At 68.1% G+C, this 25,356-nt stretch carries 25 protein-coding genes and 1 other RNA gene; 19 read left to right on the top strand and 7 right to left on the bottom strand.

The features are described 5' to 3' along the window. Positions 1–2: 2 nt before the first annotated feature. The 8 genes from AAFN89_RS16825 (at position 3) to AAFN89_RS16790 (ending at position 9,951) form a co-directional block, all read left to right on the top strand. Entirely contained in the window at positions 3–623 is a 621-nt protein-coding gene (locus tag AAFN89_RS16825; RefSeq protein WP_347540369.1) for an RNA-binding protein, read from the top strand. A 64-nt stretch (positions 624–687) separates the two neighbouring features. Continuing rightward, positions 688–3,348: a translation initiation factor IF-2 gene (gene infB / locus AAFN89_RS16820; protein ID WP_347540368.1), complete on the top strand. Its 2,661-nt coding sequence runs from the start codon at positions 688–690 to the stop codon at positions 3,346–3,348. 140 nt (positions 3,349–3,488) lie between these two features. Next, complete coding sequence (gene rbfA / locus AAFN89_RS16815) at positions 3,489–3,926, top strand: 30S ribosome-binding factor RbfA (RefSeq protein ID WP_347540367.1); 438 nt, start codon at positions 3,489–3,491, stop codon at positions 3,924–3,926. Then, positions 3,916–4,881, top strand: a complete 966-nt coding sequence (gene truB / locus AAFN89_RS16810; RefSeq protein WP_347540444.1) for a tRNA pseudouridine(55) synthase TruB — start codon at positions 3,916–3,918, stop codon at positions 4,879–4,881. Before rbfA ends, truB begins: the two co-directional genes overlap by 11 nt. A 14-nt stretch (positions 4,882–4,895) precedes the next feature. Then, a complete protein-coding gene (gene rpsO / locus AAFN89_RS16805) occupies positions 4,896–5,165 on the top strand; it encodes a 30S ribosomal protein S15 (RefSeq protein WP_347540366.1) in 270 nt (89 codons plus the stop codon). Positions 5,166–5,354: 189 nt separating this feature from the next. Further along, positions 5,355–7,490 (top strand): polyribonucleotide nucleotidyltransferase, encoded by a 2,136-nt coding sequence (gene pnp / locus AAFN89_RS16800; protein WP_347540364.1) that lies wholly within the window; start codon positions 5,355–5,357, stop codon positions 7,488–7,490. 252 nt (positions 7,491–7,742) lie between these two features. Continuing rightward, positions 7,743–9,428, top strand: coding sequence for a cache domain-containing protein (locus AAFN89_RS16795; protein WP_347540362.1), 1,686 nt, complete (start codon positions 7,743–7,745; stop codon positions 9,426–9,428). A 40-nt stretch (positions 9,429–9,468) separates the two neighbouring features. Beyond that, the gene (locus tag AAFN89_RS16790; protein ID WP_347540359.1) at positions 9,469–9,951 is read left to right on the top strand and encodes a GNAT family N-acetyltransferase; all 483 of its coding nucleotides are present in this window, start codon (positions 9,469–9,471) and stop codon (positions 9,949–9,951) included. A 180-nt stretch (positions 9,952–10,131) separates the two neighbouring features. On the opposite strand, the gene AAFN89_RS16785 is transcribed toward AAFN89_RS16790, so the two are convergent. Further along, positions 10,132–11,958: an extracellular solute-binding protein gene (locus AAFN89_RS16785; RefSeq protein WP_347540358.1), complete on the bottom strand. Its 1,827-nt coding sequence runs from the start codon at positions 11,956–11,958 to the stop codon at positions 10,132–10,134. 162 nt (positions 11,959–12,120) lie between these two features. Here AAFN89_RS16785 and ppa point away from each other — a divergent pair, with 162 nt between their 5' ends. Next, complete coding sequence (gene ppa, locus AAFN89_RS16780) at positions 12,121–12,654, top strand: inorganic diphosphatase (protein WP_347540356.1); 534 nt, start codon at positions 12,121–12,123, stop codon at positions 12,652–12,654. Between the two features lie 30 nt (positions 12,655–12,684). Here the strand turns inward: ppa and AAFN89_RS16775 are convergent, their stop codons facing one another. Beyond that, positions 12,685–15,276 carry a cation:proton antiporter gene (locus AAFN89_RS16775; protein ID WP_347540354.1) on the bottom strand — a complete coding sequence of 864 codons (2,592 nt, stop codon included), beginning with the start codon at positions 15,274–15,276 and terminating at the stop codon, positions 12,685–12,687. Between the two features lie 281 nt (positions 15,277–15,557). Between AAFN89_RS16775 and AAFN89_RS16770 the strand changes: the two genes are divergently transcribed. Continuing rightward, the gene (locus AAFN89_RS16770) at positions 15,558–15,785 is read left to right on the top strand and encodes an AbrB/MazE/SpoVT family DNA-binding domain-containing protein (RefSeq protein WP_347540352.1); all 228 of its coding nucleotides are present in this window, start codon (positions 15,558–15,560) and stop codon (positions 15,783–15,785) included. Between the two features lie 178 nt (positions 15,786–15,963). On the opposite strand, the gene hslU is transcribed toward AAFN89_RS16770, so the two are convergent. Together hslU and hslV are read right to left on the bottom strand one after the other, a co-directional pair. Then, complete coding sequence (gene hslU / locus AAFN89_RS16765) at positions 15,964–17,274, bottom strand: ATP-dependent protease ATPase subunit HslU (protein WP_347540350.1); 1,311 nt, start codon at positions 17,272–17,274, stop codon at positions 15,964–15,966. Then, on the bottom strand, positions 17,274–17,822 hold the full coding sequence (gene hslV, locus AAFN89_RS16760) for an ATP-dependent protease subunit HslV (RefSeq protein ID WP_347540348.1): 549 nt from the start codon (positions 17,820–17,822) through the stop codon (positions 17,274–17,276). The genes hslU and hslV overlap by 1 nt, the downstream gene beginning before the upstream one ends. Positions 17,823–17,964: 142 nt before the next feature. Between hslV and hisB the strand changes: the two genes are divergently transcribed. The 7 genes from hisB to AAFN89_RS16725 are packed head-to-tail and all read left to right on the top strand — an operon-like array spanning position 17,965 to position 22,098. Beyond that, positions 17,965–18,588 (top strand): imidazoleglycerol-phosphate dehydratase HisB, encoded by a 624-nt coding sequence (hisB, locus tag AAFN89_RS16755; RefSeq protein WP_347540346.1) that lies wholly within the window; start codon positions 17,965–17,967, stop codon positions 18,586–18,588. Positions 18,589–18,617: 29 nt separating this feature from the next. After that, the gene (hisH, locus tag AAFN89_RS16750) at positions 18,618–19,265 is read left to right on the top strand and encodes an imidazole glycerol phosphate synthase subunit HisH (RefSeq protein WP_347540344.1); all 648 of its coding nucleotides are present in this window, start codon (positions 18,618–18,620) and stop codon (positions 19,263–19,265) included. Next, positions 19,262–19,864 (top strand): GNAT family N-acetyltransferase, encoded by a 603-nt coding sequence (locus tag AAFN89_RS16745; protein ID WP_347540343.1) that lies wholly within the window; start codon positions 19,262–19,264, stop codon positions 19,862–19,864. Before hisH ends, AAFN89_RS16745 begins: the two co-directional genes overlap by 4 nt. Further along, entirely contained in the window at positions 19,861–20,598 is a 738-nt protein-coding gene (gene hisA / locus AAFN89_RS16740) for a 1-(5-phosphoribosyl)-5-[(5-phosphoribosylamino)methylideneamino]imidazole-4-carboxamide isomerase (RefSeq protein ID WP_347540341.1), read from the top strand. Before AAFN89_RS16745 ends, hisA begins: the two co-directional genes overlap by 4 nt. After that, positions 20,598–21,365: an imidazole glycerol phosphate synthase subunit HisF gene (hisF, locus tag AAFN89_RS16735; protein WP_347540339.1), complete on the top strand. Its 768-nt coding sequence runs from the start codon at positions 20,598–20,600 to the stop codon at positions 21,363–21,365. Before hisA ends, hisF begins: the two co-directional genes overlap by 1 nt. Next, positions 21,362–21,715, top strand: a complete 354-nt coding sequence (locus tag AAFN89_RS16730) for a phosphoribosyl-ATP diphosphatase (protein WP_347540337.1) — start codon at positions 21,362–21,364, stop codon at positions 21,713–21,715. Before hisF ends, AAFN89_RS16730 begins: the two co-directional genes overlap by 4 nt. Positions 21,716–21,732: 17 nt before the next feature. After that, positions 21,733–22,098: a histidine triad nucleotide-binding protein gene (locus AAFN89_RS16725; protein ID WP_347540335.1), complete on the top strand. Its 366-nt coding sequence runs from the start codon at positions 21,733–21,735 to the stop codon at positions 22,096–22,098. Between the two features lie 252 nt (positions 22,099–22,350). Here AAFN89_RS16725 and AAFN89_RS16720 read toward each other — a convergent pair whose 3' ends face one another. Further along, positions 22,351–22,758 (bottom strand): type II toxin-antitoxin system VapC family toxin, encoded by a 408-nt coding sequence (locus tag AAFN89_RS16720; protein ID WP_347540334.1) that lies wholly within the window; start codon positions 22,756–22,758, stop codon positions 22,351–22,353. Between the two features lie 8 nt (positions 22,759–22,766). Continuing rightward, positions 22,767–23,027 carry a type II toxin-antitoxin system Phd/YefM family antitoxin gene (locus AAFN89_RS16715; RefSeq protein ID WP_347540333.1) on the bottom strand — a complete coding sequence of 87 codons (261 nt, stop codon included), beginning with the start codon at positions 23,025–23,027 and terminating at the stop codon, positions 22,767–22,769. A 126-nt stretch (positions 23,028–23,153) separates the two neighbouring features. Here AAFN89_RS16715 and AAFN89_RS16710 point away from each other — a divergent pair, with 126 nt between their 5' ends. Continuing rightward, positions 23,154–24,311 carry an MFS transporter gene (locus AAFN89_RS16710; protein WP_347540331.1) on the top strand — a complete coding sequence of 386 codons (1,158 nt, stop codon included), beginning with the start codon at positions 23,154–23,156 and terminating at the stop codon, positions 24,309–24,311. A gap of 57 nt (positions 24,312–24,368) precedes the next feature. Further along, positions 24,369–24,466: signal recognition particle sRNA small type (ffs, locus tag AAFN89_RS16705), an RNA gene on the top strand. Between the two features lie 183 nt (positions 24,467–24,649). On the opposite strand, the gene AAFN89_RS16700 is transcribed toward ffs, so the two are convergent. Beyond that, on the bottom strand, positions 24,650–25,279 hold the full coding sequence (locus tag AAFN89_RS16700; protein WP_347540330.1) for a ribbon-helix-helix domain-containing protein: 630 nt from the start codon (positions 25,277–25,279) through the stop codon (positions 24,650–24,652). Between the last annotated feature and the right edge of the window lie 77 nt (positions 25,280–25,356).

Raw genomic sequence — 25,356 nt, 5'->3', positions numbered from 1 at the left:
CCTTGACCGAAGACGGCGCCGGAAGCCCGGAGCGGGCGGAGAAGCGCTCTCCGCTTCGGCGATGCCTCGCTACCGGGGAGACGCTGCCCAAGGAGCGGCTGATCCGCTTCGTCGTCGGCCCCGACGGTTCGGTGGTTCCCGATGTCGAGGGGAAGCTTCCCGGCCGGGGCCTCTGGGTCGCCGCCGACCGCTCGGCACTTGACCGCGCGGTGCGAAAGGGTCTTTTCTCGCGCGCCGCCCGGATGACGGTGCGGCCGCCGGAGGATCTGGCGGATCGGGTCGACGCCCTGCTGACGGCGCGCTGCCTCGCCCTCCTGGGTCTGGCGCGCGGGGCGGGGCAGGCGGTCGCCGGGTATGAGAAGGTCCGCGCCTGGCTCAAACAGGGGCAGGCGGCGGTCCTGGTGGCGGCCAGCGACGGCGCGGAGGACGGACGCGCCAAGCTGCGGGCGCTGGCGCCGGCCCTGCCGGTCGTGGCGCTGTTCCCGGCAAACCGGCTGGGGACCTGCTTCGGACGCGATCATGCGGTCCATGCGGCCGTGGCGCCGGGAGGATTGGCGAGAGCGTTCCTGGGCGAGGCGGCGCGCCTTCAAGGCTTGCGCGCCGGCCCCGAGGGCGCGGCTTGACGGAACAAAGGACGGGGCGGACCATGCCCCGCCGCAAGAGACAAAGGCGGACACGCTGGAAGAGATGAGCGAGAGCGACAACAAAGAAGACCGCAAGACGACGCTGAGCCTGGGCAACCGGAGCAAGCTCGGCCTGTCGCCGAAGGGCGGAACGGATGGCCAGGTGCGTCAAAGCTTCTCTCATGGCCGGTCCAAGACCGTCCAGGTGGAGGTGAAGCGCAAACGCGCCGCCGAGAAGGGACCCGCCGCCGGCCTGGCCGACGGCGGCGCCGCTGCTCGCCGTGCCGCCGAAGGCGCGCCGGCCTCGTCCGGGCAGGCTCGTTCCAAGGGCGGCGGCAGCGCCCCCCGCACCCTGACCGAGGCTGAGCGGGAGGCGCGGGAACGCGCTCTTCGCGCCATGCATGCGGAGGCCGAGGACGCCCGCCGCCATCAGGAGGAACAGGCCGCCGCCAGGGCCGCCGAACAGCCTTCCGAGGAGGCCGGCCCCTCCGAGCCGCCTCCCGCGCCGGAGCCGGTGATCCTCGACGCCGAGGAGTTGCGCCGCCGCGAGATGGAGGAGCTGCGCAAGATCCAGGAAGAAGAGGCCGAGCAGAAGCGCGCTCGCGACGAGGCCGACAAGGCCCGCGCCGATGAGGAAGCGCGCAAGCGTCAGGCCGAGAAGGCTCAGGACGAGCAGCGCCAGGCCGCCGTCGACCGCACCACCCAGGCCGCCGCCGCCCGTGTCGGCGCGCTGCCGGAGGAAGAGGACGATCGCGGCCGGGGCGGGCGCGGCAAGGCCGGGCCAGGGCCGAAACGCGCGGCGCCGACCCGGACCCGCACCGATTCGCGCCGCCGGGGCGGCAAGCTGACCGTCGTCCAGGCGCTGGAGGGCGGCGTCGCCGAACGCACCCGCAGCCTGGCCGCCGTCAAGCGCGCCCGTCAGAAACAGCGCGGGGCCGATTACGGCCAGCCGCAGGAGAAGATCGTGCGCGACGTGGTGATTCCCGAAGTCATCACCGTCCAGGAACTGTCCAACCGCATGGCCGAACGCGGCGCCGACGTGATCAAGGCGCTGATGAAGATGGGCGTGATGGCGACCATCAACCAGTCGATCGACGCCGACACGGCTGAGCTGCTGGTCAGCGAGTTCGGCCACCGCATCCGCCGCGTCGCCGAAAGCGACGTGGAGATCGGGCTGAAGGGCGAGGATGATTCCCCTGAATCCCTGAAGCCGCGTCCGCCGGTGGTCACGATCATGGGCCATGTCGACCACGGCAAGACCTCGCTGCTGGACGCGCTGCGCCAGACCGATGTCGCCGCCAGGGAAGCCGGCGGCATCACCCAGCATATCGGCGCCTATCAGGTGACGCTGGAGAATGGCGGCAAGATCACCTTCATCGACACGCCGGGCCACGAGGCGTTCACGGAGATGCGGGCGCGCGGCGCCAACACCACCGACATCGTGATCCTGGTGGTCGCCGCCGACGATGGCGTCATGCCGCAGACGATCGAGGCCATCCGCCACTCCAAGGCGGCGGGCGTGCCGATGATCATCGCCATCAACAAGAGCGACCTGCCGGACGCCAACCCGGACCGGGTCCGTAACGAGCTGCTTCAGCACGACATCGTGGTCGAGCAGATGGGTGGCGACGTGCAGACGGTTGAGGTTTCGGCCAAGACCCGCATGGGCCTCGACAAGCTGGAGGAGGCGATCCTCCTCCAGGCCGAGATCCTGGAGCTGAAGTCCAACCCCGACCGCGCCGGCGAGGGCACGGTGGTCGAAGCCAAGCTGGAGAAGGGCCGCGGCTCCGTCGCGACCGTCCTGATCCAGCGCGGCACGCTCAAGGTCGGCGACATCTTCGTCACCGGGTCGGAATGGGGCCGTGTCCGCGCCCTGGTCAACGACCGGAACGAGCAGATCGAGTCCGCCGGACCGGCCGAACCGGTCGAGGTGCTGGGCCTGAACGGCACGCCGCTGGCCGGCGACGATTTCGTCGTCCTGGAGACGGAGGCCCGCGCCCGCGAGATCGCGGAGTTCCGCGACCGCAAGAAGCGGGACGCCGCCCAGGTGGCTTCCGGCCGCGGCACGCTGGAGCAGATGTTCTCCAAGATCGCGGCGGGCGAGGCCAAGGAGCTTCCGGTCGTCGTCAAGGGCGACGTCCAGGGCTCCGTCGAAGCCATCGTCGCCAGCCTGGAGAAGGCAGCCGGCGACAATGAGGAGGTGAAGGCCCGCGTGCTGCACTCCGCGGTCGGCGCGATCAACGAAAGCGACATCACGCTGGCCAACGCGACCGGCGCGATGATCATCGCCTTCAACGTCCGCGCCAATCCGCAGGCCCGCGACCTGGCCCGCCGGGACGGTATCGAGATCCGCTATTACAGCGTGATCTACGACGTGATCGACGATGTGAAGGCGGCGCTGTCCGGCCTGCTGTCGCCGACCCTGCGGGAGACCTTCATCGGCAATGCCGAGATTCGGGAAGTCTTCAACATCACGAAGGTCGGCAAGGTCGCCGGCTGCATGGTCACCGACGGGGTGGTCAAGCGCGGCGCCGGCGTCCGCCTGCTACGCGACAACGTCGTGATCCACGAAGGCACGCTGAAGACCCTCAAGCGCTTCAAGGACGAGGTCCGCGAGGTCCGCGAGGGCTACGAATGCGGCATGGCCTTCGAGAATTACGACAACATCCAGGTCGGCGACGTGATCGAGGCTTTCGAGCGCGAGGAAGTCGCCCGCCAGCTTTAAGGGCAACGAACCGAACACCCCTCACCCTCCCGCTTCGCGGGTCCCTCCCTCTCCCCCTAAGGGGCGAGGGTAAAAGGTAGCCCTCTCCCCGCCGGGGAGAGGGTTGGGTGAGGGGGCGGTTGGTTCCCCGAGGTATCCCAATGACAACCAACATCCCCAAACCGCCTTCCCAGCGCCAGCTACGCGTCGGGGAGCAGGTGCGGCACATCCTCGCCGGCCTCTTCCTGCGCGGCGACCTGCACGATCCGGACCTGCACGACGTGTCCGTGACGGTGACGGAGGTCCGCATCAGCCCGGACCTCAAGAACGCGACGGCCTTCGTGATGACGCTGGCCGGGACGGAGATCGAGCGGACGATGGACGCGCTGCGCCGCGCAGCGCCCTTCCTCAGGTCTCAGATCGCCAAGGAACTCAGCCTGCGCTACGCGCCGCGCCTGTCCTTCCAGCCGGACACCTCCTTCGACTACGCCCAGAAGATCGACCGGCTGCTCCATTCCGACGAGGTCGCGCGCGACGTCGCGGCCGGACATGACGGCGACCCTGCCGACGATGACGGGGAACCCGGCCGTGGGGCGTAGGCGGAAGGGCGAGCCGGTCCATGGCTGGCTGGTCGTGGACAAGCCGGAAGGGCTGACCTCCACCCAGGTGGTGTCGAAGGTCCGCCGGCTGTTCAACGCCGCGAAGGCCGGCCATGGCGGCACGCTGGACCCGATCGCCACGGGCATTCTGCCGATCGCCTTCGGCGAGGCGACCAAGACCGTCTCCTACGCCATGGACGGGCGGAAGACCTACCGCTTCACCGTCCGCTGGGGCGAAAGCCGCGACACCGACGACCGCGAGGGCAAGGTGACCGCGACCGGCGACAAGCGGCCGTCGCGGGAGGAGATCGAGGCGATGCTGCCCCGCTTCACGGGGGAGATCGTCCAGACCCCGCCCGCCTTCTCGGCGATCAAGGTCGATGGCGAACGGGCCTACGACCTGGCCCGCGACGGGGAGATTGTGGAGCTTCGGCCCCGCCTCATCCGGATCGACGCGCTGCGGCTGGTCGAGACGCCGGACGCCGACACCGCGGTGTTCGAGGCGGACTCCGGGAAGGGCGCCTACATGCGCGCCCTGGCGCGGGATTTCGGCGTCTTCCTGGGCACGCCGTCGCACCTGACGGCCATCCGCCGCACGGCCGTCGGGCCCTTTATCCTTGACGACGCGGTCACCCTGGAGCATATCGAGGCCGCCGCTGGTGACCCGGCGGCTTTGGAAAGCACCTTGCTTCCGATCGAGACCCCGCTGGACGACATCCCGGCGGTGGCCCTGACGGAAGCAGAAGCGCATCGCATGAGATGCGGCCAGCCGGTGACGTTGTTGCGCCGATCGGACCGGGAAAGGCTGGAGAGCCTGACCCGCGATCTTTCGGACGACGACGTCTTTCGTGCTGTCGACACGATCGTTCTTGCGGTCCTGGGCGATCTGCCCGTGGCCCTGGCGCGGGTCGACGGGGCCGAACTTCATCCGGTGCGCGTTCTCAACCTGGTTTGATGTAAGGAGCCCCGATGTCGATCACGCAGGAACGTAAGCAGGAAGTCATCGGCGAATACGCCACCAAGGAGTCCGACACCGGCTCGCCTGAAGTGCAGGTCGCCGTGCTGACGGAGCGCATCGCCAACCTGACCGAGCATCTGAAGACCCACAAGAAGGATTTCCACTCCCGCCGTGGGCTGCTGATGATGGTCGGCCGGCGCCGCCGTCTCCTCGACTATCTGAAGAAGAAAGAACACAGCCGCTACGACGGTATCGTCAAGCGCCTGGGTCTTCGCCGCTAAGGCGGTCGGTCGCGATGCAGCGCCGACGCACGATCATGACGCCGATCCCGGCGACCTGATCCCAAGGGGAACGCCGTCCGCCCGATCCCGGGCGGCGGCGTTCTTCGTTTCAAAGGGACTGTTCGGTTCGAGGTCCCGGCCCGATCGCCCAATCCGGGGCGAGGGTGTCCGATGGAAGGAAAGCCATTCATGTTTAACGTCTACCGCAAGGAAATCGACTGGGGCGGCCGTCCGCTGGTCCTGGAGACCGGCAAGATCGCCCGTCAGGCCGACGGCGCCGTCCTGGCGACCTATGGCGGCACCGTGGTGCTCTGCACCGCCGTCGGCGCGAAGTCGCCGCGGCCGGGGATCGATTTCTTCCCCCTGACCGTGAATTACCAGGAGAAGACCTTCGCCGCGGGCAAGATCCCCGGCGGCTTCTTCAAGCGCGAAGGCCGTCCCAGCGAGAAGGAGACGCTGGTCTCCCGCCTGATCGACCGGCCGATCCGCCCGCTCTTCCACAAGAACTACCGGAACGAGACGCAGGTCGTCTGCACGGTGCTGAGCCATGATCTGGAGAATGATCCGGACGTCGTGGCGATGGTTGGCGCGTCGGCCGCGCTGACGATCTCCGGCATCCCGTTCCTCGGCCCGATCGGCGCCGCTCGCGTCGGCTACGCCGACGGCCAGTACCTGCTGAACCCGACCGCCGACGAGATGAAGGGGTCGGACCTCGACCTGATCGTCGCCGGCACGGAAGAAGGCGTGCTGATGGTCGAATCCGAAGCCGGCGAGCTGACCGAGGAGATCATGCTCGGCGCCGTCACCTTCGGCCACAAGGCGGCCCAGGAGGTCATCGATGCGATCATCGACCTGGCGGAGATGGCGGCCAAGGACCCGCGCGACATCGCCGAGACGCCGGCCGAGGTCGCGACGGTGGAGAAGAAGCTGGCCGATGCCGGCATCGGCGACGCCCTGCGCGAAGCCTACAAGACCGTCGTCAAGCAGGACCGCTACGCCGCCGTCGACGCGGTGAAGGCGAAGGCCCGCGAAGTGCTGGGCGACGAGGAGGCCGAACTGGCCGTCTTCGGCGGCGTCTTCAAGGCGATGGAAAGCGACATCGTCCGGGGCAGCATCCTGGATACCGGCCTCCGTATCGACGGCCGCGACACCAGCACCGTCCGCCCGATCGTGGCGGAGGTCGGCGTGCTGGACCGGGCCCACGGCTCCGCCCTGTTCACGCGCGGCGAGACCCAGGCGCTGGTCGTCACCACGCTGGGCACCGGCCAGGATGAGCAGATCATCGATGCGCTGGCGGGCGAGTATCGGGAGCATTTCATGCTCCACTACAACTTCCCGCCCTATTCCGTCGGCGAGGCGGGCCGCATGGGCTCTCCCGGCCGTCGCGAGATCGGTCACGGCAAGCTTGCCTGGCGGGCGGTTCATCCGCTGCTGCCGGCCAAGGAGGCGTTCCCCTACACCATCCGCGTGGTGTCGGAAATCACCGAATCCAACGGCTCCTCCTCCATGGCCTCGGTCTGCGGCTCCTCGCTCGCCCTCATGGACGCCGGCGTGCCGCTGACCCGTCCGGTGGCGGGCATCGCGATGGGGCTGATCAAGGAAGGCGACCGCTACGCCGTCCTCAGCGACATCCTCGGCGACGAGGACCATCTGGGCGACATGGACTTCAAGGTGGCCGGCACGGAGAAGGGCATCACCTCCCTCCAGATGGACATCAAGATCACCTCGATCACCGAGGAGATCATGAAGATCGCGCTCGGCCAGGCCAGGGACGGCCGGCTGCACATCCTGGACGAGATGGCCAAGGCCCTGACCGCCGCCCGGGGCGAGGTCAACCAGAACGCCCCGCGCATCACCACCTTCACGGTGCCCAAGGACAAGATCCGCGAAGTCATCGGGTCCGGCGGCAAGGTGATCCGGGAGATCACGGAGACGACTGGCGCGAAGGTCGATATCGAGGATGACGGCACCATCAAGGTCGCCGCCGTGGACCAGAAGGCCGCCCAGGCCGCCATCGACTGGATCAAGGGCATCGTCGCCGAGCCGGAGATGGGCAAGATCTACAACGGCAAGGTCGTGAAGGTCGTCGATTTCGGCGCCTTCGTGAACTTCCTGGGCGCCAAGGACGGCCTCGTCCATATCTCGGAGATGAAGCCCTACCGGGTCAAGCAGGTCTCCGATGTCGTCAAGCAGGGCGACGAGGTGAAGGTCAAGGTCATCGGCTTCGACGACCGCGGCAAGGTCAAGCTCTCCATGAAGACGGTCAACCAGGAGACCGGCGAGGAGATGACCGAGGAGCAGCAGCGGGAAGCCGCCGAAAGCTGATCCTCCCGACCGACCACCCTCACCCCCGACCCCCTCTCCCGCAAGCAGGAGAGGGGGCTAAAGGACTCCCTCCCCCTGCGAAGCGGGAGAGCAGCATTCCCAAAACTCCCTCCCCTGCTTGCGGGGGAGGGTCGGGGTGGGGGTAAGGTCCGGGCGCGGGACGCCCGTCGCCGGATCGCAATCGAAACGTAATATACGATTGATTCACAGCTTCGCGTTTATATGAGGGCCTCTTCATATCAGGGGTCCCGAATGTTCCTCAATCGTCTCAAGATCGGCGTGAAATTGTGGCTGCTGGTCGGCCTGTCGATCGCTGCCATGGCCGCCGCCGCGGGCGCTGCGCTTTTCCTCATGCACGGCCAGATGATGAATGACCGGATGGAGCGGGTCCGCGCCATCACCGAAACGGCTCATGGCATCGCCACAGGCCTGCAGGAGCAGGTCGAGGCCGGGACGCTCGATCGCGAGCAGGCCACGGCCAGGTTGCGCGAGGTCTTCTCCGGCATGCGCTACGATGACGGGGAATACATGTTTGCCGTCACGCTCGACGGCGACATGGTGGCCCACGTCAATCCCGACAACATCGGCAAGAATTTCTGGGACTTCACCGATCCCGAAGGGAACTTCCTGTTCCGCGAACTGACTGCCGTGGTCGAGGAATCCGGGGAGGGCTCCCATGCCTATCTGTGGCCCCGCGCCGGCGAGGAAGAGCCGGTGGAGAAGATCTCCTATGCCAAGGGCGTGGAAGGCTGGGGCATCTATGTCGGCACTGGCATCTATCTCGACGATGTGTCGGCGGCGTTCTGGCGGCAGGCCGCCATCCTCGGCATCATGATCCTCGCCCTGGGCGCGCTGGTCGGCGGCGCGGCGGTGGTGATCAGCCGCAACGTCGCGGGACCGCTCCGCACGCTCAACGCGCAGATGCGGGACATCGCCGGCGGCGACCTCAAGGTCACGGTCTCCGGCATCAAGCGGGAGGACGAGGTCGGCGTGATGGCCCGCGCGGTGGAGGTGTTCCGCGCCGGCATGCTCGACAACCGACGCATGGCCGAAGAGCAGGAGACGATGAAGAGGCAGGCGGAGAAGGAGCGTCGCGACGCGATGCTGGCGCTGGCCTCCTCCTTCGAATCCAGCATCGGCGGCATCGTCGACGGCGTCTCCTCGACCTCGACGGAGCTTCACGGCAGCGCCGAATCCATGGCGGCGATTGCGGAGCAGACGACCGCCCAGGCCGGCCAGGTCGCCCGCGCCGGCCAGGACGCCTCGCGCAACGTGCAGACCGTGTCGGCCGCGACGGAGGAGCTTACCGCCTCCTTCGCGGAGATTGTGCGCCGGGTGACCGACGCATCCTCGGTGGCGCGGGAAGCCTCTGAAAACGCCCGCCATACCAACGACCGGGTGATCGGCCTGACCGCGACCGCCGAAAGCATCGGCGCCGTCGTCCAGTTGATCCAGGACATCGCCAGCCAGACCAACCTGCTGGCGCTGAACGCCACCATCGAAGCCGCCCGGGCGGGCGAGATGGGCAAGGGCTTCGCCGTCGTCGCGTCGGAGGTGAAGAACCTGGCCAACCAGACCGCCAAGGCGACCGAGGAGATCTCCGCGAAGATCCAGGGCATGCAGGCCGAAACCACGGAAACCGCGAAGGCCATCGGCGGGGTTGTCGAGACCATCACCCGGATCGACGAGATCTCCGCCGCCATCGCCGCCGCGGCCGAGGAGCAGCAGGCCGCGACGCAGGAGATCAGCCGCAACGTCCTGGAGGCGGCCACCAGCACGGAGGAGGTCTCCAGCAACATCGACGGCGTCGACCGCGCCGCGCGGGAGACGGGGGGTGCGTCCGCCGAGGTTCTGTCAGCCTCGCGCACCCTGTCCGACCAGGCGGAGCGGCTCAGGGGCGAGGTGGCGAGCTTCCTTTCGAACGTGAGGGCCGCCTGACCTCTTCGAACAGGCGGGAAGGCGGGCTATGGTGCCGTCTATGAAAGACGACGCGCCACTCTCCACCGGACCCGCCTTCCGCCCCGCCCGCCGCGACGACGTTCCCGCCATCATCCGCCTGCTCGCCGACGATCCGCTCGGCGTCAGGCGGGAGGAAGCGACCGATCCCCTGCCCGATTTCTATTGGCGGGCGTTCGAGGCGGTGGACCGCGACCCCAACAACCATCTGATCGTGGCCGACCTCGCCGGCCGGATCGTCGGCTGCCTTCAGCTCACGATCATCCCCGGCCTATCCCGCAAGGGGCTGACGCGCGGCCAGATCGAATCCGTCCGCGTGGCGGGGGAGATGCGCGGCCGGAAGATCGGCGAGGCGCTGATCGCCCATGCCGAGGCCGAAGCCCGCCGGCTCGGCGCCGGCGCCCTGCAGCTCACCACCGACAAGTCCCGCGCCGACGCCCACCGCTTCTACGAACGGCTGGGCTTCACGGCCACCCATATCGGAATGAAGCGCGAGCTGGGCTGAAGCGTCGACGCGCTTCCCTACCGTCATTCCCGACTTGATCGGGAATCCATAGGCCGTCGCCGCTTCGCCGTCGGCGAAGAATAGGGCGTAGTTCCGACCACCCATCGACGTCGCATGGATGCCGGATCAAGTCCGGCATGACGGTTTGGGCGATGTGAGGCGGCCGCCGCCCCGCCCCGTTCACTCCTTCCGCCACCAGGAATCGACCGTGGCGATGTGCCCGTAGAGCGGCTGGTGGTCGACGAAGCCGAGATCGCCCCAATAGGCGATATAGTCCTGCGCGGTGAAGTAGAGCGGGACGACGTAGTGCCCCGCCAACAGCACGCGGTCGAGCGCCTGGACCGCCGCCTCCAGCTCCTCCGCCGTCACCGCGTTGATAACCTCGTCGATCATGGCGTCCACCGCCGGGTCCTGGACGCCGGCATAGTTGCGGGTGCCGTTCTGCTCCGCCGCCCTGCTGCCCCAATAGGTGTATTGCTCCGTCCCCGGCGACAGCGACACCGCGTAGCGGTGGATGATCATGTCGAAGCTGAAATCATCCAGCCGGGCGACATATTCCGAGCTGTCGACCGTGCGGATGTTGGTCCGGACGCCCAGCCGGTCGAGATTCCGGGCGAAGGCCAGCGCGACCCGCTCGTCGGCCGCCGAGGACAGCAGGATCTCGAAGGCCAGCGGCTCCCCCGTCTCGGCGTTCACCCGAACGCCGTCGCGGACGATCCAGCCGGCTTCGTTCAGCATCTCCGCCGCCGTGCGGAGGTTGCGGCGGTTGTTGCCGCTGCCGTCGGTCGTCGGCAGGGAGGGAGGCTCGGTGAAGATCTCCGGCGGCAGCTCGTCCCGATAGGGCTCAAGCAGGGCCAGCTCCGCGCCCTCCGGCAGGCCGGTGGCGGCAAGCTCCGAATTGTCGAAGAAGCTGTCGATGCGCTCATACTGGCCCGCCAGATAGGCGCGGTTCACCGCCTCGAAATCGAAGGCGTAGGTCAGCGCCTCGCGCACCGCCGGGTCCTGGAAGACCGGTCGGCGGGTGTTGAAGACGAAGCCGCGCATGCCGTTGGCGCGGCCGTGGGGCGCCGGCATCATGGTCACCCGCCCGTCATGGGCCGCCGGGAAATCGTAGGCGGTGATCCAGCGTTCAGGATTGAACTCGATCCGGTAGTTGAAGGCCCCGGCCTTGAAGGCCTCCAACTCCACGGATTCGTCACGATAGAAATCGTAGCGCAGCCGGCCGAAATTCATCTGGCCGTTGAAATAGGGCAGCTCCGCCCCCCACCAATCCTCGACCCGTTCATATTGGATGAAGCGTCCCGGCTCGAAGGAATCGATGCGGTAGGGCCCGCCGCCGGGCGGCATCTCCAGGAAGGGCTGGGTGATGTCGCGGCCCTCCCACCACTCCTTCTTCAGGACCGGCATCAGCCCCATCAGCAGCGCCGTCTCGCGGTCCACGCCCTCCTCGAAGGTGAAGCGCACGCCGCGCTCGCCCATCCGCTCTGTCTCCACGATCTTCCCGTAGGCGCGCCGCTTGGCCGGCGTCCCCTGGTCGCGCAGGATCTCCATGGAGAAGATCACGTCGTCGACCGTGATCGGCGTGCCGTCATGCCATTCCGCCGCCGGATTCAACTGGAATTCCACCCAGCTCCGGTCGGGAGGCGTCATGACGGTTTCGGCGACATAGCCGTAGAGCGAGAAGGGCTCGTCCCAGCTTCGCGCCATCATCTGCGGGAAATAATATTCGTTGAGGCCGTCGGCCGCGCGCCCCGTGATGGCGTAGGGATTCAGGCTGTCGAAGGAGGTCAGCAGCCCCGCCCTGACCAGTTCCCCGCCCTTCGGCGCGTCCGGATCGGCATAGGGCAGGTGGGTATAGTCCGCGGGCATCGCCGGATCGCCATGCATGGCGATGCCGTGCATCGGCGCCGGCTCCTGCGCGCGAGGGCTGGCAGCCGGCAGGAAGGCGGCGGCCAGCATGACGAGAGCGGCGGCCGAAAGGCGGAAAGAACGGGAAATCGAGGACATGGGACGGACGGGTCGCCTCCGGTTGCGGGCCGGGAAGAAGCGGCAGTCTCGCAACGCCATGGCGGCGAACGCAAGGCGGTTTGACAGCTCTGCCCAAATGGCGTCATTTGCGCCTGCGAAAAGCAGCCTCCCTTTTGCATGAAGAACCAGAGCGAGCCCCCCATGGACCTCAAGAAAATCCAGGTCGGGAAGAACCCCCCCGCCGACATCAACGTCATCATCGAAAATCCGGTCGGCGGCGATCCGGTGAAGTACGAGCTGGACAAGGAAACCGGCGCGATGTTCGTCGACCGGTTCCTGCACACGGCGATGCATTATCCCGGCAATTACGGCTTCATCCCGCACACCCTGTCGGGCGACGGCGATCCGGTGGACGTGCTGGTCCTGGGCCAGGTGCCGGTGATGCCCGGCGCGGTGATGCGGTCGCGGCCGGTGGGCGTGCTGGTGATGGAGGACGAGGCCGGGGAGGACGAGAAGATCCTGGCGGTACCGGTCGACAAGCTGCACCCCTATTACGCCAACGTCTCGACCTACAAGGAGCTGCCGGAGATCCTGCTGGAGCAGATCGCCCACTTCTTCACCCACTATAAGGATCTGGAGAAGGGCAAATGGTCGCGCATCCTGCGCTGGGGCGACGCGGAGGAAGCCGGTCGGATGATCCTCAGCGGCGTGGAGCGCGCCCGCAAGGAAGCCTGACGGAAAGCCGGTCGCCGGCGAGAGAACGGTTCAGGACGCGGCGGTCCGCTCCGTGTCCTGACCGCCGCCCTCATCGTCAACCTCATCCTCCGGCGCGGCGGCCGGGTCGCCGTCCGACGCTTCGGAGGCCGATTCCTCCTCGCCGCGGTTCATCCGCTCCCGCGCCGCCGCGATGTCGGCGATGCGGGTGTGCCAGCCGGGATGGTTCTGCGACAGCCGGTCGAAATCCTCCCGCGACAGGAAGAAGAGATAGCCGTAGCTGATCGCCTTCACCTCGCCCTCGCGGCGGCGGTTGTTCAGAAGCGCCATCTCCCCGAAGAAATCGCCCCGGCCCAGCCGGTGGGTCTTGTCCCCGATAACGATCTCCACCGCGCCGGAGGAGATCAGGTAGAGTCCGTCCGGCGGATCGCCGGTGCGGACGATGCGGGTGTTGGGGGTGACCACGCGGGGGCGCAGGCGGCGGACCAGCGCCTTCATGTCTGAATCCGGCAGGTCCTCGAACAGCGGGAAGCTTCGGATCAGGTCGGGCGAAGGCAGCTTGAGATCGACCCGCGCCTTGGCGCGCATCCGGCTGTTGACCCGTTCCAGCTCGCTCCTCAGGTCGTCATGGAGTTCCGCGCCGATGACGCCGGTGTCGCGAAGCTCGTCGATCTCGTCCAGCTCCTCCCGATAGGCCAGCCTCTCCAGGAAGCCGCGCTGCAGCTCCACCGCGAAGGACGGGTATTGCAGGCGCAGCGCATCCAGGTTCCGTTCCACCTCCTCCGTCCGCTGGGTGAGGATATCCTGAAGCAGGTCCGCCAGCCGGTCGCCCAGCAGGTTGCGCAGCCGGAAATCGACATAGAGATTCAGTTCCTGGAGCAGGATCTGGGTCGACAGCAGCGTCTGGAAACGCTCGCCCAGCCGCCGGGCCACGAACCGCTCGATGCCCAGATGCATGTGCAGCCAGTTCGCGATCTGGAAGATCGGGGTCGATTGCAGCCGCCGCCGGGCGGCGCGGACATAGCCCAGCCGGCCCTCGGTGCGCGCGCCGTCGCGCATCTGCTCCACGCTGAACAGGATGCGGTCGGTGATCGAATTGGCCAGCCCGCCATAGCGGAGCTGGTCGATCACCAGCTCCCGCTCCTGGTTGGCCAGCGCGATCAGCCCTACGATCAGGCGATCACGGTCGGCGATGTCCTCGGCGAAGCGGTTGGCGTCCGCCACGCTCTTGATGCGCTGGGTGTAGGGGGCCACCACCTCCTGGACCAGGTCGTCATCCAGATCGTAGCGGCCGGCAGTCGCCTTGATCCGGTCCCGCGCCGTTCCCAGCGCCAGCGACAGCACCTGATGGCGCAGCGCCTGGTCGACCGGCCCCAGCCGGTCGAGCTGGAGGCCGCGGATCAGCGGCTTCAGCGTCGTGCCCTGGACCAGCAGGGTGAACAGCACGAATCCGGTCGCCTGGATGGCGACGAAGCGCTGGATTTCGTCGGAGACGAAGCGGTTCTCCGTCACGGCCAGCGCCAGCGCCAGCGTGACCGCGCCCCTGAGGCCGCCCCACAACATGACCGTCTTGAAAGGCGTCGTGACCGTCTGCGCCACCCCCGTCATCGAGAGGAAGGGCAGGAAGCCGAACAGGATCAGCGCCCGGGCGCCCAGCGCCGCCACGATCAGCGCGACCAGCGCCGCGATGTCGGCGATGCCCATGTTGCTCATCAGCCTCGGCACCAGGATCGCCGCCAGCACGAAGACCAGGGAGGAGGCCCAGAAGGCGCTCTGCTCCAGCACGCCGTCGAGGAAGCGGAACGTCTCCGGCTGGAACCGGGACCGGCCGACCGCGCTCAGGACCAGCCCGGCGACGACAACCGCCACGACCCCGGAAATGGCGAAGTACCTGTCCGCAAGCACATAGACTACATAGGGCGTGGCCATGGTCAGCGTGACCTGCGCCAACCGGAACAAGCGCAGGCGGGAGAGTACCGCCGCCAGCGCCAGCCCGGCCGCCACCCCCGCGACCCCACCGCCAATGAGCGAGATCAGAAGACGGCTGATCCCTTGCGCGTAATCCGGCTCGCCGCCGCGCACGACGACGACGAACAGCACCGAGAAGATGGCGATCGCAGTGGCGTCGTTCAGCAGGCTCTCGCCCTCGACAAGCCGGGTCAGCCGGGCGGGCGCGCCCAGCTCCCGGAAGATGGCGATGACCGCGCTGGGATCCGTAGTCGCGATGATGGAGCCGACCAGGAGGCAGACGATCAGCGGCATCGGACTGGCGACGGCCAGCGCCGCGCCGGCGACCAGCGTCGCCACCACAACGGCGATCACCGCCAGCAGCAGGATCGGCGCCAGATCCGTCGCCATGCGGCGGACATCGATGGTGATGGCGCCCTGGAACAGCAGGATCGGCAGGAAGACGTTGAGGAAGATCTGCGACGAGATCGGCAGTTCCAGGACCAGGATCGCGATATCGTTGAACGCGTCGGTCAGAGTCGTCCGCAACAGCCACGACGCCCCCGCCCCGATCACGATCCCGACGATCGCCAGAAGCACCGTGAAGGGCAGCCCGGTCACGCGACTGGCCGGCTGCAACGCCCCGATCAGGATCAGGAGCGCGGCGACGACCAGGACGAGATCGGCGATAGGCATGCGGAATCTTCCGGCGGCAGGGTCCCCAGGGCTGTTCCAGCCACGACCCCATAGCTTATGCCGGTCGAAACCGCCCGTCGCAAGGGCGGCGATGAGGCAATGTCGGGGCAATGCCTACCCGTGCCCCATGGCTCAAAGCCCGGACCTTCTGCAACCACCCCCACCTCCCCGCCCCTGACGGGTCGGGTCCCCTCCTCCCCCGCGTTGCAGGGGAGGAAATCGCCGACGACCTTGACTCCTCTCCTGCAAAGCGGAGAGTGAGTAAGAAGAGGAAGAGGCCGATGCGCATTACCTCCAAAGGGCAGGTCACGATTCCGGCCGGGATAAGGGAGCAGGCGGGCCTGCTGCCTCATACGCAGGTTGATGTCGAATTCGACGGCGAGGTCGTCAGGATCGTCAGGGCGAAAGCCGGCGGCCGACGGGGCGAGCGGTTGACGAGACGCCTGCGGGGCCGGGGCGACGTGACGATGAGCACCGACGCGATCATGGCCCTAACGCGTAGCGAATGACCGGCCCATGGCGCGCATCCTGGACCTTCTGCAACCACCCCCACCTCCCCGCCCCTGACGGGCCGAGTCCTCCTCCCCCGCTCCGCAGGGGAGGATGCTGCCACGATTGACTCCTCCCCTGCGGAGCGGGGGAGGAAGGGGCCCGGAGCGGTGGCTCCGGGAAGGTGGGGGTGAGAGTTTACAGGATGAACTTGCTCAGATCGGCGTTCTTCGCCAGGTCGGTGACGTTCTTCTGGACGTAGTCGGCGTCGATCGTCACCGTTTCGCCGGAGCGGTCGCTGGCGGTGAAGCTGATGTCGTCCAGCAGCCGCTCCAGCACCGTGTGCAGCCGCCGGGCGCCGATATTCTCCACGGTGCTGTTGACCTCCGCCGCCAGGTCGGCCAGCGCGTCGATGGCCTCGTCGGTGAAGTCCAGCGCCACCCCTTCGGTGTCCATCAGCGCTTTGTACTGGAGGATCAGGCTGTAGTCCGGCTCCGTCAGGATACGGCGGAAATCGTCGCGGGTCAGCGCCTGCAGCTCGACCCGGATCGGCAGCCGGCCCTGGAGTTCGGGCAGAAGGTCCGACGGCTTGGCAAGGTGGAAGGCGCCCGAGGCGATGAACAATATATGGTCGGTGCGCACGGTGCCGTGCTTGGTCGCCACCTGCGTGCCCTCGATCAGCGGCAGCAGGTCGCGCTGCACGCCCTCGCGGCTGACATCGCCGCCCTGCCGGTCGCTGCGGGCGGTGATCTTGTCGATCTCGTCCAGGAAGACGATGCCGTTCTGCTCCACCAGCGTGATGGCGTCGCTCCGGGCCTTGTCCTGGTCCAGAAGCTTGTCCGCCTCCTCCGCCACCAGCACCTCGTAGCTTTCCGCCACGCTCATCCGCTTGGGCTTGGTGCGGGCGCCGAACGCCTTGCCGAACATGTCGTTCAGATTCAGCATGCCCATCTGCGCGCCCGGCATGCCGGGAACGTCGAAGGTCGGCAGCTGGCCGAAGCCGGTGTCGGCCACCTGGATCTCGATCTCCTTGTCGTTGAGATCGCCTTCCCGCAGCATCTTGCGGAATTTCTGCTTGGTCTCCGCCGTCGCATTCTCGCCGACCAGCGCCGCGACCACCCGGTCCTCCGCCCGCAGCTCGGCCTTCGCTTCCACCTGCTTGCGGGATTTCTCCCGGGTCATGGTCAGCGCGATCTCCACCAAATCGCGGACGATCTGTTCCACGTCGCGGCCGACATAGCCCACCTCGGTGAACTTGGTCGCCTCGACCTTCAGGAACGGCGCGTCGGCCAGCTTCGCCAGCCGGCGCGCGATCTCCGTCTTGCCGACGCCGGTCGGGCCGATCATCAGGATGTTCTTGGGCAGCACCTCCTCCCGCAGGCCTTCGGGAAGCTGCTGGCGTCGCCAGCGGTTGCGCAGCGCGATGGCCACGGCGCGCTTGGCGTCGTTCTGGCCGACGATGAACCGGTCGAGTTCGGAGACGATTTCGCGGGGGCTGAAGTCCGCCATCAGAGAGATTCCAGGGTAACGTTGTGGTTGGTGTAGATGCAGATGTCCGCCGCGATCTTCAGCGCCTTGCGCGCGATCGCCTCGGCGTCATGTTCGGGCAGATCATAGAGGGCGCGGGCGGCGGCCAGGGCCATCGGCCCGCCGGAGCCGATGGCGATCAGATCGTCGTCGGGCTCCAGCACGTCGCCGGTGCCGGTCAGAAGCAGCGACACGTCCTTGTCGCAGACCGCCATCATGGCCTCCAGCCGGCGCAGATAGCGGTCGGTCCGCCAGTCCTTCGCCATCTCCACGCAGGCGCGGGTGAGCTGGCCCGGATGCTGCTCCAGCTTCGCCTCCAGCCGTTCGAACAGGGCGAAGGCGTCGGCGGTGGACCCGGCGAAGCCGGCCAGCACCTTGCCGTTGCCGATGCGCCGGACCTTGCGGGCCGTGCCCTTCATGACGGTGTTGCCGGCGGTGACCTGCCCGTCGCCGGCGACGACGATGCGGCCATCCTTGCGCACGGCGAGGATGGTCGTGCCGTGCCACGTCGTGGAATCGGTGTGGCTCATGAAATCCTTGGAAATCGCCAGAGAGGAACCGTGAGGGAAAACGGGGCCGAAACCCGATCCCGTATGTTGGAGCCGATCGCCGCCCGGTCAAGTCCGGAGCCTCTGGCCGGGCGGGACCGTGCCTGCTACAACCGGAGCCGCCATGGATACAGCCCAGCCCGAAACCGCCCGTCGCGCCCGGATAGAGCGCGCCACGAACGAGACCCGCATCAGCGTCGAGATCGCGCTCGACGGCGCGGGCCGCCACGACGTCAGGACCGGCGTGGGCTTTCTCGACCATATGCTGGAGCAGCTATCCCGCCACAGCCTGATCGACCTGACGGTCCGGGCGGAGGGCGACCTGCATATCGACGCCCACCACACGACGGAGGATACGGGCATCGCCATCGGCCAGGCGCTGGCGGCGGCGCTGGGCGACCGGAAGGGCATCGTCCGCTATGGCGAGGCCACCATCCCGATGGACGAGACGTTGAGCCGCGTCGCGCTCGACATTTCCGGTCGGCCCTATCTGGTCTGGAAGGTGGAGTTCACCCGCGACAGACTGGGCGACATGGATACCGAACTGTTCCGCGAATGGTTCCAGGGCTTCGCCCAGGCCGCCGGCATCACGCTCCATGCGGAGACGTTCTACGGCGTCAACAACCATCACCGGATCGAAAGCTGCTTCAAGGCGCTGGCCCGCGCGCTGCGGCAGGCCGTCGCCATCGATCCCCGGCGTCCGGACGCGGTGCCCTCGACCAAGGGGACGCTGGGCGGTTCCCTCTAGCGCCACCACCGTTTTCGAGACCCGATACAATGCAGACCGTCGCGATCATCGACTACGGCTCCGGCAATCTTCGTTCCGCCGCCAAGGCGTTCGAGCGGGCGGCCGGCGGCGGCCATCGGGTTCTGGTGACGGCCGATCCGGCGCAGGTGCGGGCCGCCGACCGGGTGGTGCTGCCCGGCGTCGGCGCGTTCGCCGACTGCATGGCCGGCCTCTCCGCCGTTCCCGGCATGCGCGACGCGCTGGAGGGGGCGGTGCGGCGGGACGGCCGCCCCTTCTTCGGCATCTGCGTCGGCATGCAGCTCATGGCGACGACGGGCCGGGAGTACGGAGAACATCCGGGCCTCGGCTGGATCGGCGGCGCGATCGTGGCGCTGATGCCGGGCGGCGGCCGCAAGGTGCCCCATATGGGCTGGAACGAGCTGGAGCCGACCCCGCGGGGCCGGGATCATCCCGTGCTGGCCGGGCTCGCAGACGCCGCTGCGCCGCACGCCTATTTCGTTCATTCCTACCGTTTCGAGACCGCAACAGATGACGATGTGCTGGCGACGGTCGATTATGGCGGCCCCGTCGCCGCGATGATCGGCCGGGACAATATGGTCGGCGCCCAATTCCATCCCGAAAAGAGCCAGGCCACCGGGCTCGGGATGATCGCCAATTTCCTGGAGTGGACGCCTTGACCGAAATCTCCCGCCCGCCCTCAGCGCTGGTCGAGAAGCTGGAGCAGTTCCGCGGCTCGGACATGCACGACCTCTGCGACGCCGCCGATCACGCCATCACCGATGGCGGCGGCTTCGGCTGGCTCGTCCCGCCCCAGCGCGACGTGATGGAGCGGTATTGGCGGGGCGTGCTTGCCGTGCCCGGACGATCGCTCTTCGTCGCCCGGCTGGAGGGGCTGATCGTCGGGTCGGCGCAGCTCATGCGGCCGCCGCCGAACAATGAGGCGGGCGCCTTTGCCGCGACGCTCACTACCTTCTTCATCGCCCCCTGGGCGCGCGGCCACGGGCTGGCGCGACAGTTGATCCAGTCGGTCGAGGACGAGGCGCGGGAGGACGGATACGATGTGCTGCAGCTCGACGTACGCGAGACGCAGTACGCCGCCCTCCAGCTCTATCGCCGGATGGGCTTCGTGCAATGGGGCGCAAACCCGATCTACGCCAAGGTCGATGGGCGGTTCCTGACCGGCTATTATTTCTACAAGATGCTGGATGAGGCTCGCGGCTTGCCGCCCGGTCCGGCCGATATTCCCACGCCACCGGCCGACGGCGCCCCGAAATGAACCTCTATCCCGCCATCGATCTGAAGGACGGCGCCTGCGTGCGCCTGGTGCGCGGCGAGATGGACGCCGCGACCGTGTTCAACCAGGACCCGGCCGAACAGGCGCGCATCTTCGCCGGCCAAGGCTTCGACTGGATCCATGTCGTCGATCTGAACGGCGCCTTCGCCGGCCGGCCGGTGAACGCCGAAGCGGTGGAAGGCGTGCTGGCGGCGGTCGACGTGCCGGTCCAGCTTGGCGGCGGCATCCGTGATCTCGCCATGGTCGAGGGCTGGCTGGAACGAGGCGTTCGTCGCGTGGTGCTGGGCACGGTGGCGCTCAAGGATCCCGCGCTGGTCAAGGAAGCCTGCCGGCTCTTTCCCGGCCAGATCGCCGTCGGCATCGACGCGCGCGACGGCTTCGTGGCGGTCGAGGGTTGGGCCGAGACCAGCACGGTCAAGACGCTGGATCTGGCGCTCAAATTCGAGGATTCCGGCGTCGCCGCCATCATCTACACCGACATCAACCGCGACGGCGCGATGGGCGGACTCAATGTCGAGGCGACGGCCGACCTCGCCTTCGCGCTGACGACGCCGGTCATCGCGTCGGGCGGGGTGACGACGCTGGACGACCTCCGCGCCCTGAAGCGGGAGGAGGAGGCCGGGATCGATGGGGTGATCTGCGGCCGCGCGCTCTATGACGGGCGGATCGACCCCAAGACCGCGCTCGCCATCCTGTCCGGCAAGGCGGCCGCCTGATGCTGAAGGCGCGGCTGATCCCCTGCCTGGACGTGAAGGATGGGCGCGTCGTCAAGGGCGTGAATTTCGTCGATCTGAAGGACGCCGGCGACCCGGTCGAGCAGGCACGGATCTACGACGCGGCCGGCGCGGACGAGCTGACCTTCCTGGACATCACGGCCTCCAGCGATAACCGGGCCATTCTCCACGACGTTGTGGCGCGGACGGCCGAACAGGTCTTCATGCCGCTCACCGTCGGCGGCGGCGTGCGGGAGCTTGAGGACATCCGCCGGCTGCTGCTGGCCGGGGCGGACAAGGTCTCGATCAATACCGCCGCCGTCCGGACGCCGGATTTCGTGCGCCGGGCGGCGGAGAAGTTCGGCCGGCAATGCATCGTCGTCGCCATCGACGCCAAGCGGACCGGCCCCGGCAAATGGCAGGTCTTCACCCATGGCGGCCGCAACGCCACCGGCCTCGACGCGGTCGAGTGGGCAGAGCGCATGGCCGAGTACGGGGCGGGGGAGATCCTGCTGACCTCCATGGACCGGGACGGCACCAAGGCCGGCTTCGACATCGACCTGACCCGCGCCGTCGCCGACGCCGTGACCGTGCCGGTGATCGCGTCCGGCGGGGTCGGCACGCTCGACCATCTGGTCGACGGCGTCCGCGACGGCCACGCCTCGGCCGTGCTCGCCGCCTCGATCTTCCATTTCGGAACCCATTCGATCGCTGAGGCGAAGCACCACATGGCGGCGTCCGGCGTGCCGATGCGGGAGGCGACGCCGTGACGACCTCTCCCGATTCCGCCGTGCTCGACCGGCTCTACGCACTGATCGCCAGCCGCAAGGGCGGCGATCCGGAGAAGAGCCACACCGCCCGCCTGTTCGCCCGCGGCCGGCCCAAGATCGCCCAGAAGGTGGGCGAGGAAGCGGTGGAGGCGGTGATCGAGGCGATGCGCGACGATCCCCGCGCGCTCGCCTCGGAAAGCGCCGATCTTCTCTACCATCTGCTGGTGCTGTGGGCCGATGCCGGCGTGCGGCCATCCGACGTCTGGGCCGAGCTGGCGCGGCGCGAGGGGACGAGCGGCGTCGACGAGAAGAAAAGCCGCCAGCCGACCGATAACCGGGCCGGAAAGTAATCAGAACGGAGGATGCCTTGGCCTACGATCCCGACAATATCTTCGCCAAAATCCTGCGCGGCGAGATCCCCTGCAAGAAGGTGTTCGAGGGCGATCACGTCCTGGCCTTCCACGACATAGAGCCCCAGGCCCCGACCCATCTGCTGGTCGTCCCCAAGGGCCAGTACGTCTCCATGGATGATTTCACCGCCAACGCCAGCAATGCGGAGATCGTCGCCCTCTTCCGCGCCGTCGGCGATCTGGCGCGCCAGGCCGGCGTAGCGGAGACGGGCTACCGGATCATCGCCAATGGCGGCCCCCACGCCCGCCAGGACGTCCCCCACCTCCACATCCACATCCTAGGCGGCCGCGACCTCGGCCGCATGCTGCCGCCGGCGCCGTAGGCGTCCGTCTTCTCCGTTCGTCATGCTTGACTTGATCAAGCATCCATACGGTGTCGAAGGAAGAAAACCGCGCCCGGCCCTTCGCCGCCGGTAAAGCCGCGCCGGCCCATGGATTCCCGATCAGGTCGGGAATGACGGGAAGGAGAAGTCCTCGCCCACTTCCTCATGGCGAGCCTGTCGAACCATGTGTGCACGCATCCTTCGATCGGCTCAGGATGAGGGGCAATCCCGTCATGCCGGACTTGATTCAGCTCAACAGCCTATCGCGCGAACAGCGCCGGTGGCGGTCGAGTAGTCGAGGATCTTCCGGTCGCGCGTCATGAGCGGAAGGCCCAGATGGCGGGCCGTGGCGATCAGCATGCGGTCGGCCGGATCGCCATGACAGGGTTCGGGCAGCGACGATGAGCCGGCGGCCGCTTCGACCGTCAGCGGCGCGAGCCTGATTCCGGCCTGGTCGAGGAACCGCCCGAACCAGCGCGCCGGATCGCAATCGAGGGTAATCCGCCCCTTGCGGACGAGCATCCCGATTTCCCAGGCCGAGACGGGGGAGACCAGCACACCGCCCGCGGGCCGGGCCGCCTCGATGGCGGCGATCGCCTCCGCTGCCAGTCTCTCGCCGGCGTCCAACCACAGGATGACATGGGTATCGAGCAGGAGCATGGGGCGGGTCAGAGGCCCGCTTCCGGATCGAACTCGTCTTCCTCGAAGGTCGGGCCCGTCAGATCGACGCCGGGCCGGACGATCATCGATCCGGAATGCGCCCCGTGGATCGGCGGCAAGGCGATGGAGGGGGGCGACAGTTCGGCGACCGGCTTGCCATGGCGCGTGACAACGACCTTCGAGACCTTATGGTCTGCCAGGTCGTCGAACAGCGACAGGCACTTGGCCTTGAACTCCGAAACGCTCAGCGTGAGGACCGGGTCATGCATGGGGCGGCTCCTGAATGGTCATAAATATATGACCAATATCTCGCGAATGACAATAGCCACCGGTTGACGGCCCGGTCCTTTTCCCCTTACCTCCGGTCTTGATCGTTACAGACGGGCCGCTCCCCCATGGATATCTCCTTCTCCGCCGCCGCCGATGCGGTTCGCCGGGCGCGGTGGGCGACGGCGGCGGTCTTCTTCGTCAACGGCGCGACGCTGGCGAGCTGGGTCCCCCACGTGCCGGAGGCCAAGGCGCGGCTGGGCATCGGCGACGGCGTGCTGGGGCTGGCGCTGCTGGCGATGGCGGCGGGAGCGGTGCTCGCCATGCCCCTGGCCGGTTTCGCGATCCGGCGCTTCGGCAGCCGGAGCGTCGTCGCGGTCGGCGCTCTGGGCTTCGTCCTCACCCTGGCCTTGCCCGTGCTGGCGCCAAGCCTGCCCCTGCTGGCCGGGGGGCTGTTCCTGTTCGGCGCGTCGAACGGGATCATGGACGTGTCGATGAACGCGCAGGGCGCGGCGGTCGAGCACGGCCTTCGCCGGCCTGTCATGTCCTCCCTCCACGCCATGTTCAGCCTGGGCGGGCTTATCGGGGCCGGCGCGGCGGGCCTGCTGCTGTGGGCCGGCTTGGCCCCCGCGCTCCAGGTGGCCGCCACCGTCCTGGTCATGCTGGCGGTCCTGGCGGTCGCGCTCCGCCTGCTGCTGCCCGCCGCCCACGACCTGAAGGGCGAGGGGCCGCATTTCGTGAAGCCCCAGGGCCCGCTGGTCGTGCTGGGCCTTCTGGCCCTCGGCGCGTTCCTCGGCGAAGGCGCGATGATCGACTGGAGCGCGGTCTATCTGCGGGAGGTGATCGGGACCGGGCAGGGCGCGGCGGCGCTGGGCTTCGCCGCCTTTTCCCTCGCCATGACCATCGGGCGCTTCATGGGCGACGGCCTGGCCCACCGTTTCGGCGGTCCCGCGGTGGTGCGGGCGGGCGGCCTGCTGGTCGCGCTGGGGCTCGGGCTGGCGCTGCTGGCGGAGACGATGGCGGCCGCCATGATCGGCTTCGCCTGCGCGGGTTTCGGTTTCGCCAACGCGGTGCCGATCCTGTTCAGCGCCGCGGCGCGCACCCCCGGCGTCGGGGCGGGGGCGGGCATCGCGGCGGTGGCGACGCTGGCCTATGCCGGCGGCCTCGCCGGGCCGGCGGTCATCGGCTTCGTGGCGGAGGCGACGACGCTTCCCGTCGCGCTCGGCATCGTGGTCGCGGCGGGGGCGGCGCTGGCGGTCTGGGCGCGGTCGGTGGAACGGCGGTAGCGATTCCGGCTCACCACCCTTGCGCCGGGCGTTCCGATCGCCGATATAGGGCCTCAGGAAGGCTGGCGGCGGACGGACCTCTCGCCAACCCGGTCAGGTCCGGAAGGAAGCAGCCGTAACGAGTTTCGGTCCGGGTCGTCCGTTCAGCCTTCCGCCTTCCCTCCTCATCTCCTCGTCATTGTTTTTATTGGTCATTCCGGACTTGATCCGGAATCCATAGGCCGTCGCCGCTTCGCCGACAGCGAAGGACCGGACGCCGCCCTGGCCTTCATCGATGCCGTATGGATGCCGGATCAAGGTCCAGCATGACGATGGTGCGCGATCGCCCGCCCCGGCGATCATCCCGCCCCTCTTTCCCCCTGCCGCTCAACGAACAGCAGGAAGTGCTGGCCGCCATCCTCCGTCCGGGCGACCGGGCACAGCGTCACCCGCGCACCGACCACACGGCCGGGCATCATATAGGTCAGGTGCCCGGCGATCGGCGTCGGCCGTTCAGGGTCCATGGCCTCGGCTGCCTCGGCCAGCGACCGGCCGAGATTGAGCCGGAAGAACTCCGCCAGCGGTCGTCCGTTCATCTGCCCCGGCGACGCCTGGAAGAAGGCCTCCAGCGCACGGTTCGCCGTCACGATGGTCCGGGCCGGGCTGATGATCAGGCAGGGCGCGGGACAGGCCGCCACGACCAGCGCGACATTGGTCCGGCCGGCCGAGGCGCGGGCCTCGGCAAGCTGCCGGCGCGCCCGGCGCAGGCAGAAGAGGCGCAGCCGCGCCGCCAGGTTCGGCGGCCCGTCCGGCGCGGCCGCCAGCTCGCCGACCAGCCGGTTGAGACGCACCCCAAGCTCCGACGCCGCGTCGCCCAGCGCCGCCCAGAAGGACGGTTCCACGCTGATCGCGTGGCGGCGTCCCTTGTGCTGCACCAGCCGCAACCGTGGGGAGTCCCCGACGGCCGGACGATCATCCGCGAAAAGCATAAAGCCATATAACCCACTATACGCTTTCGGGGAACGGTTAACTATGCGCCCGGAGACGTTATCGGTAATTTAATAAA

It is taken from the genome of Inquilinus sp. CAU 1745, assembly GCF_039839375.1.
Taxonomy (GTDB): domain Bacteria; phylum Pseudomonadota; class Alphaproteobacteria; order DSM-16000; family Inquilinaceae; genus JBDOQU01.
Note: the sequence above shows the minus strand (reverse complement) of the source record. Positions and strands in the feature narration are given on the sequence as shown.

What these genes read in the sequence shown, in the direction of transcription:
- infB (WP_347540368.1), top strand. Translation starts at nt 688, where the DNA reads ATGAGCGAGAGCGACAACAAAGAAGACCGCAAGACGACGCTGAGCCTG.
- rbfA (WP_347540367.1), top strand. Translation starts at nt 3,489, where the DNA reads ATGACAACCAACATCCCCAAACCGCCTTCCCAGCGCCAGCTACGCGTC.
- rpsO (WP_347540366.1), top strand. Translation starts at nt 4,896, where the DNA reads ATGTCGATCACGCAGGAACGTAAGCAGGAAGTCATCGGCGAATACGCC.
- pnp (WP_347540364.1), top strand. Translation starts at nt 5,355, where the DNA reads ATGTTTAACGTCTACCGCAAGGAAATCGACTGGGGCGGCCGTCCGCTG.
- AAFN89_RS16795 (WP_347540362.1), top strand. Translation starts at nt 7,743, where the DNA reads ATGTTCCTCAATCGTCTCAAGATCGGCGTGAAATTGTGGCTGCTGGTC.
- AAFN89_RS16790 (WP_347540359.1), top strand. Translation starts at nt 9,469, where the DNA reads ATGAAAGACGACGCGCCACTCTCCACCGGACCCGCCTTCCGCCCCGCC.
- AAFN89_RS16785 (WP_347540358.1), bottom strand. Translation starts at nt 11,958, where the DNA reads ATGTCCTCGATTTCCCGTTCTTTCCGCCTTTCGGCCGCCGCTCTCGTC.
- ppa (WP_347540356.1), top strand. Translation starts at nt 12,121, where the DNA reads ATGGACCTCAAGAAAATCCAGGTCGGGAAGAACCCCCCCGCCGACATC.
- AAFN89_RS16775 (WP_347540354.1), bottom strand. Translation starts at nt 15,276, where the DNA reads ATGCCTATCGCCGATCTCGTCCTGGTCGTCGCCGCGCTCCTGATCCTG.
- AAFN89_RS16770 (WP_347540352.1), top strand. Translation starts at nt 15,558, where the DNA reads ATGCGCATTACCTCCAAAGGGCAGGTCACGATTCCGGCCGGGATAAGG.
- hslU (WP_347540350.1), bottom strand. Translation starts at nt 17,274, where the DNA reads ATGGCGGACTTCAGCCCCCGCGAAATCGTCTCCGAACTCGACCGGTTC.
- hslV (WP_347540348.1), bottom strand. Translation starts at nt 17,822, where the DNA reads ATGAGCCACACCGATTCCACGACGTGGCACGGCACGACCATCCTCGCC.
- hisB (WP_347540346.1), top strand. Translation starts at nt 17,965, where the DNA reads ATGGATACAGCCCAGCCCGAAACCGCCCGTCGCGCCCGGATAGAGCGC.
- hisH (WP_347540344.1), top strand. Translation starts at nt 18,618, where the DNA reads ATGCAGACCGTCGCGATCATCGACTACGGCTCCGGCAATCTTCGTTCC.
- hisA (WP_347540341.1), top strand. Translation starts at nt 19,861, where the DNA reads ATGAACCTCTATCCCGCCATCGATCTGAAGGACGGCGCCTGCGTGCGC.
- hisF (WP_347540339.1), top strand. Translation starts at nt 20,598, where the DNA reads ATGCTGAAGGCGCGGCTGATCCCCTGCCTGGACGTGAAGGATGGGCGC.
- AAFN89_RS16720 (WP_347540334.1), bottom strand. Translation starts at nt 22,758, where the DNA reads ATGCTCCTGCTCGATACCCATGTCATCCTGTGGTTGGACGCCGGCGAG.
- AAFN89_RS16715 (WP_347540333.1), bottom strand. Translation starts at nt 23,027, where the DNA reads ATGCATGACCCGGTCCTCACGCTGAGCGTTTCGGAGTTCAAGGCCAAG.
- AAFN89_RS16710 (WP_347540331.1), top strand. Translation starts at nt 23,154, where the DNA reads ATGGATATCTCCTTCTCCGCCGCCGCCGATGCGGTTCGCCGGGCGCGG.
- AAFN89_RS16700 (WP_347540330.1), bottom strand. Translation starts at nt 25,279, where the DNA reads ATGCTTTTCGCGGATGATCGTCCGGCCGTCGGGGACTCCCCACGGTTG.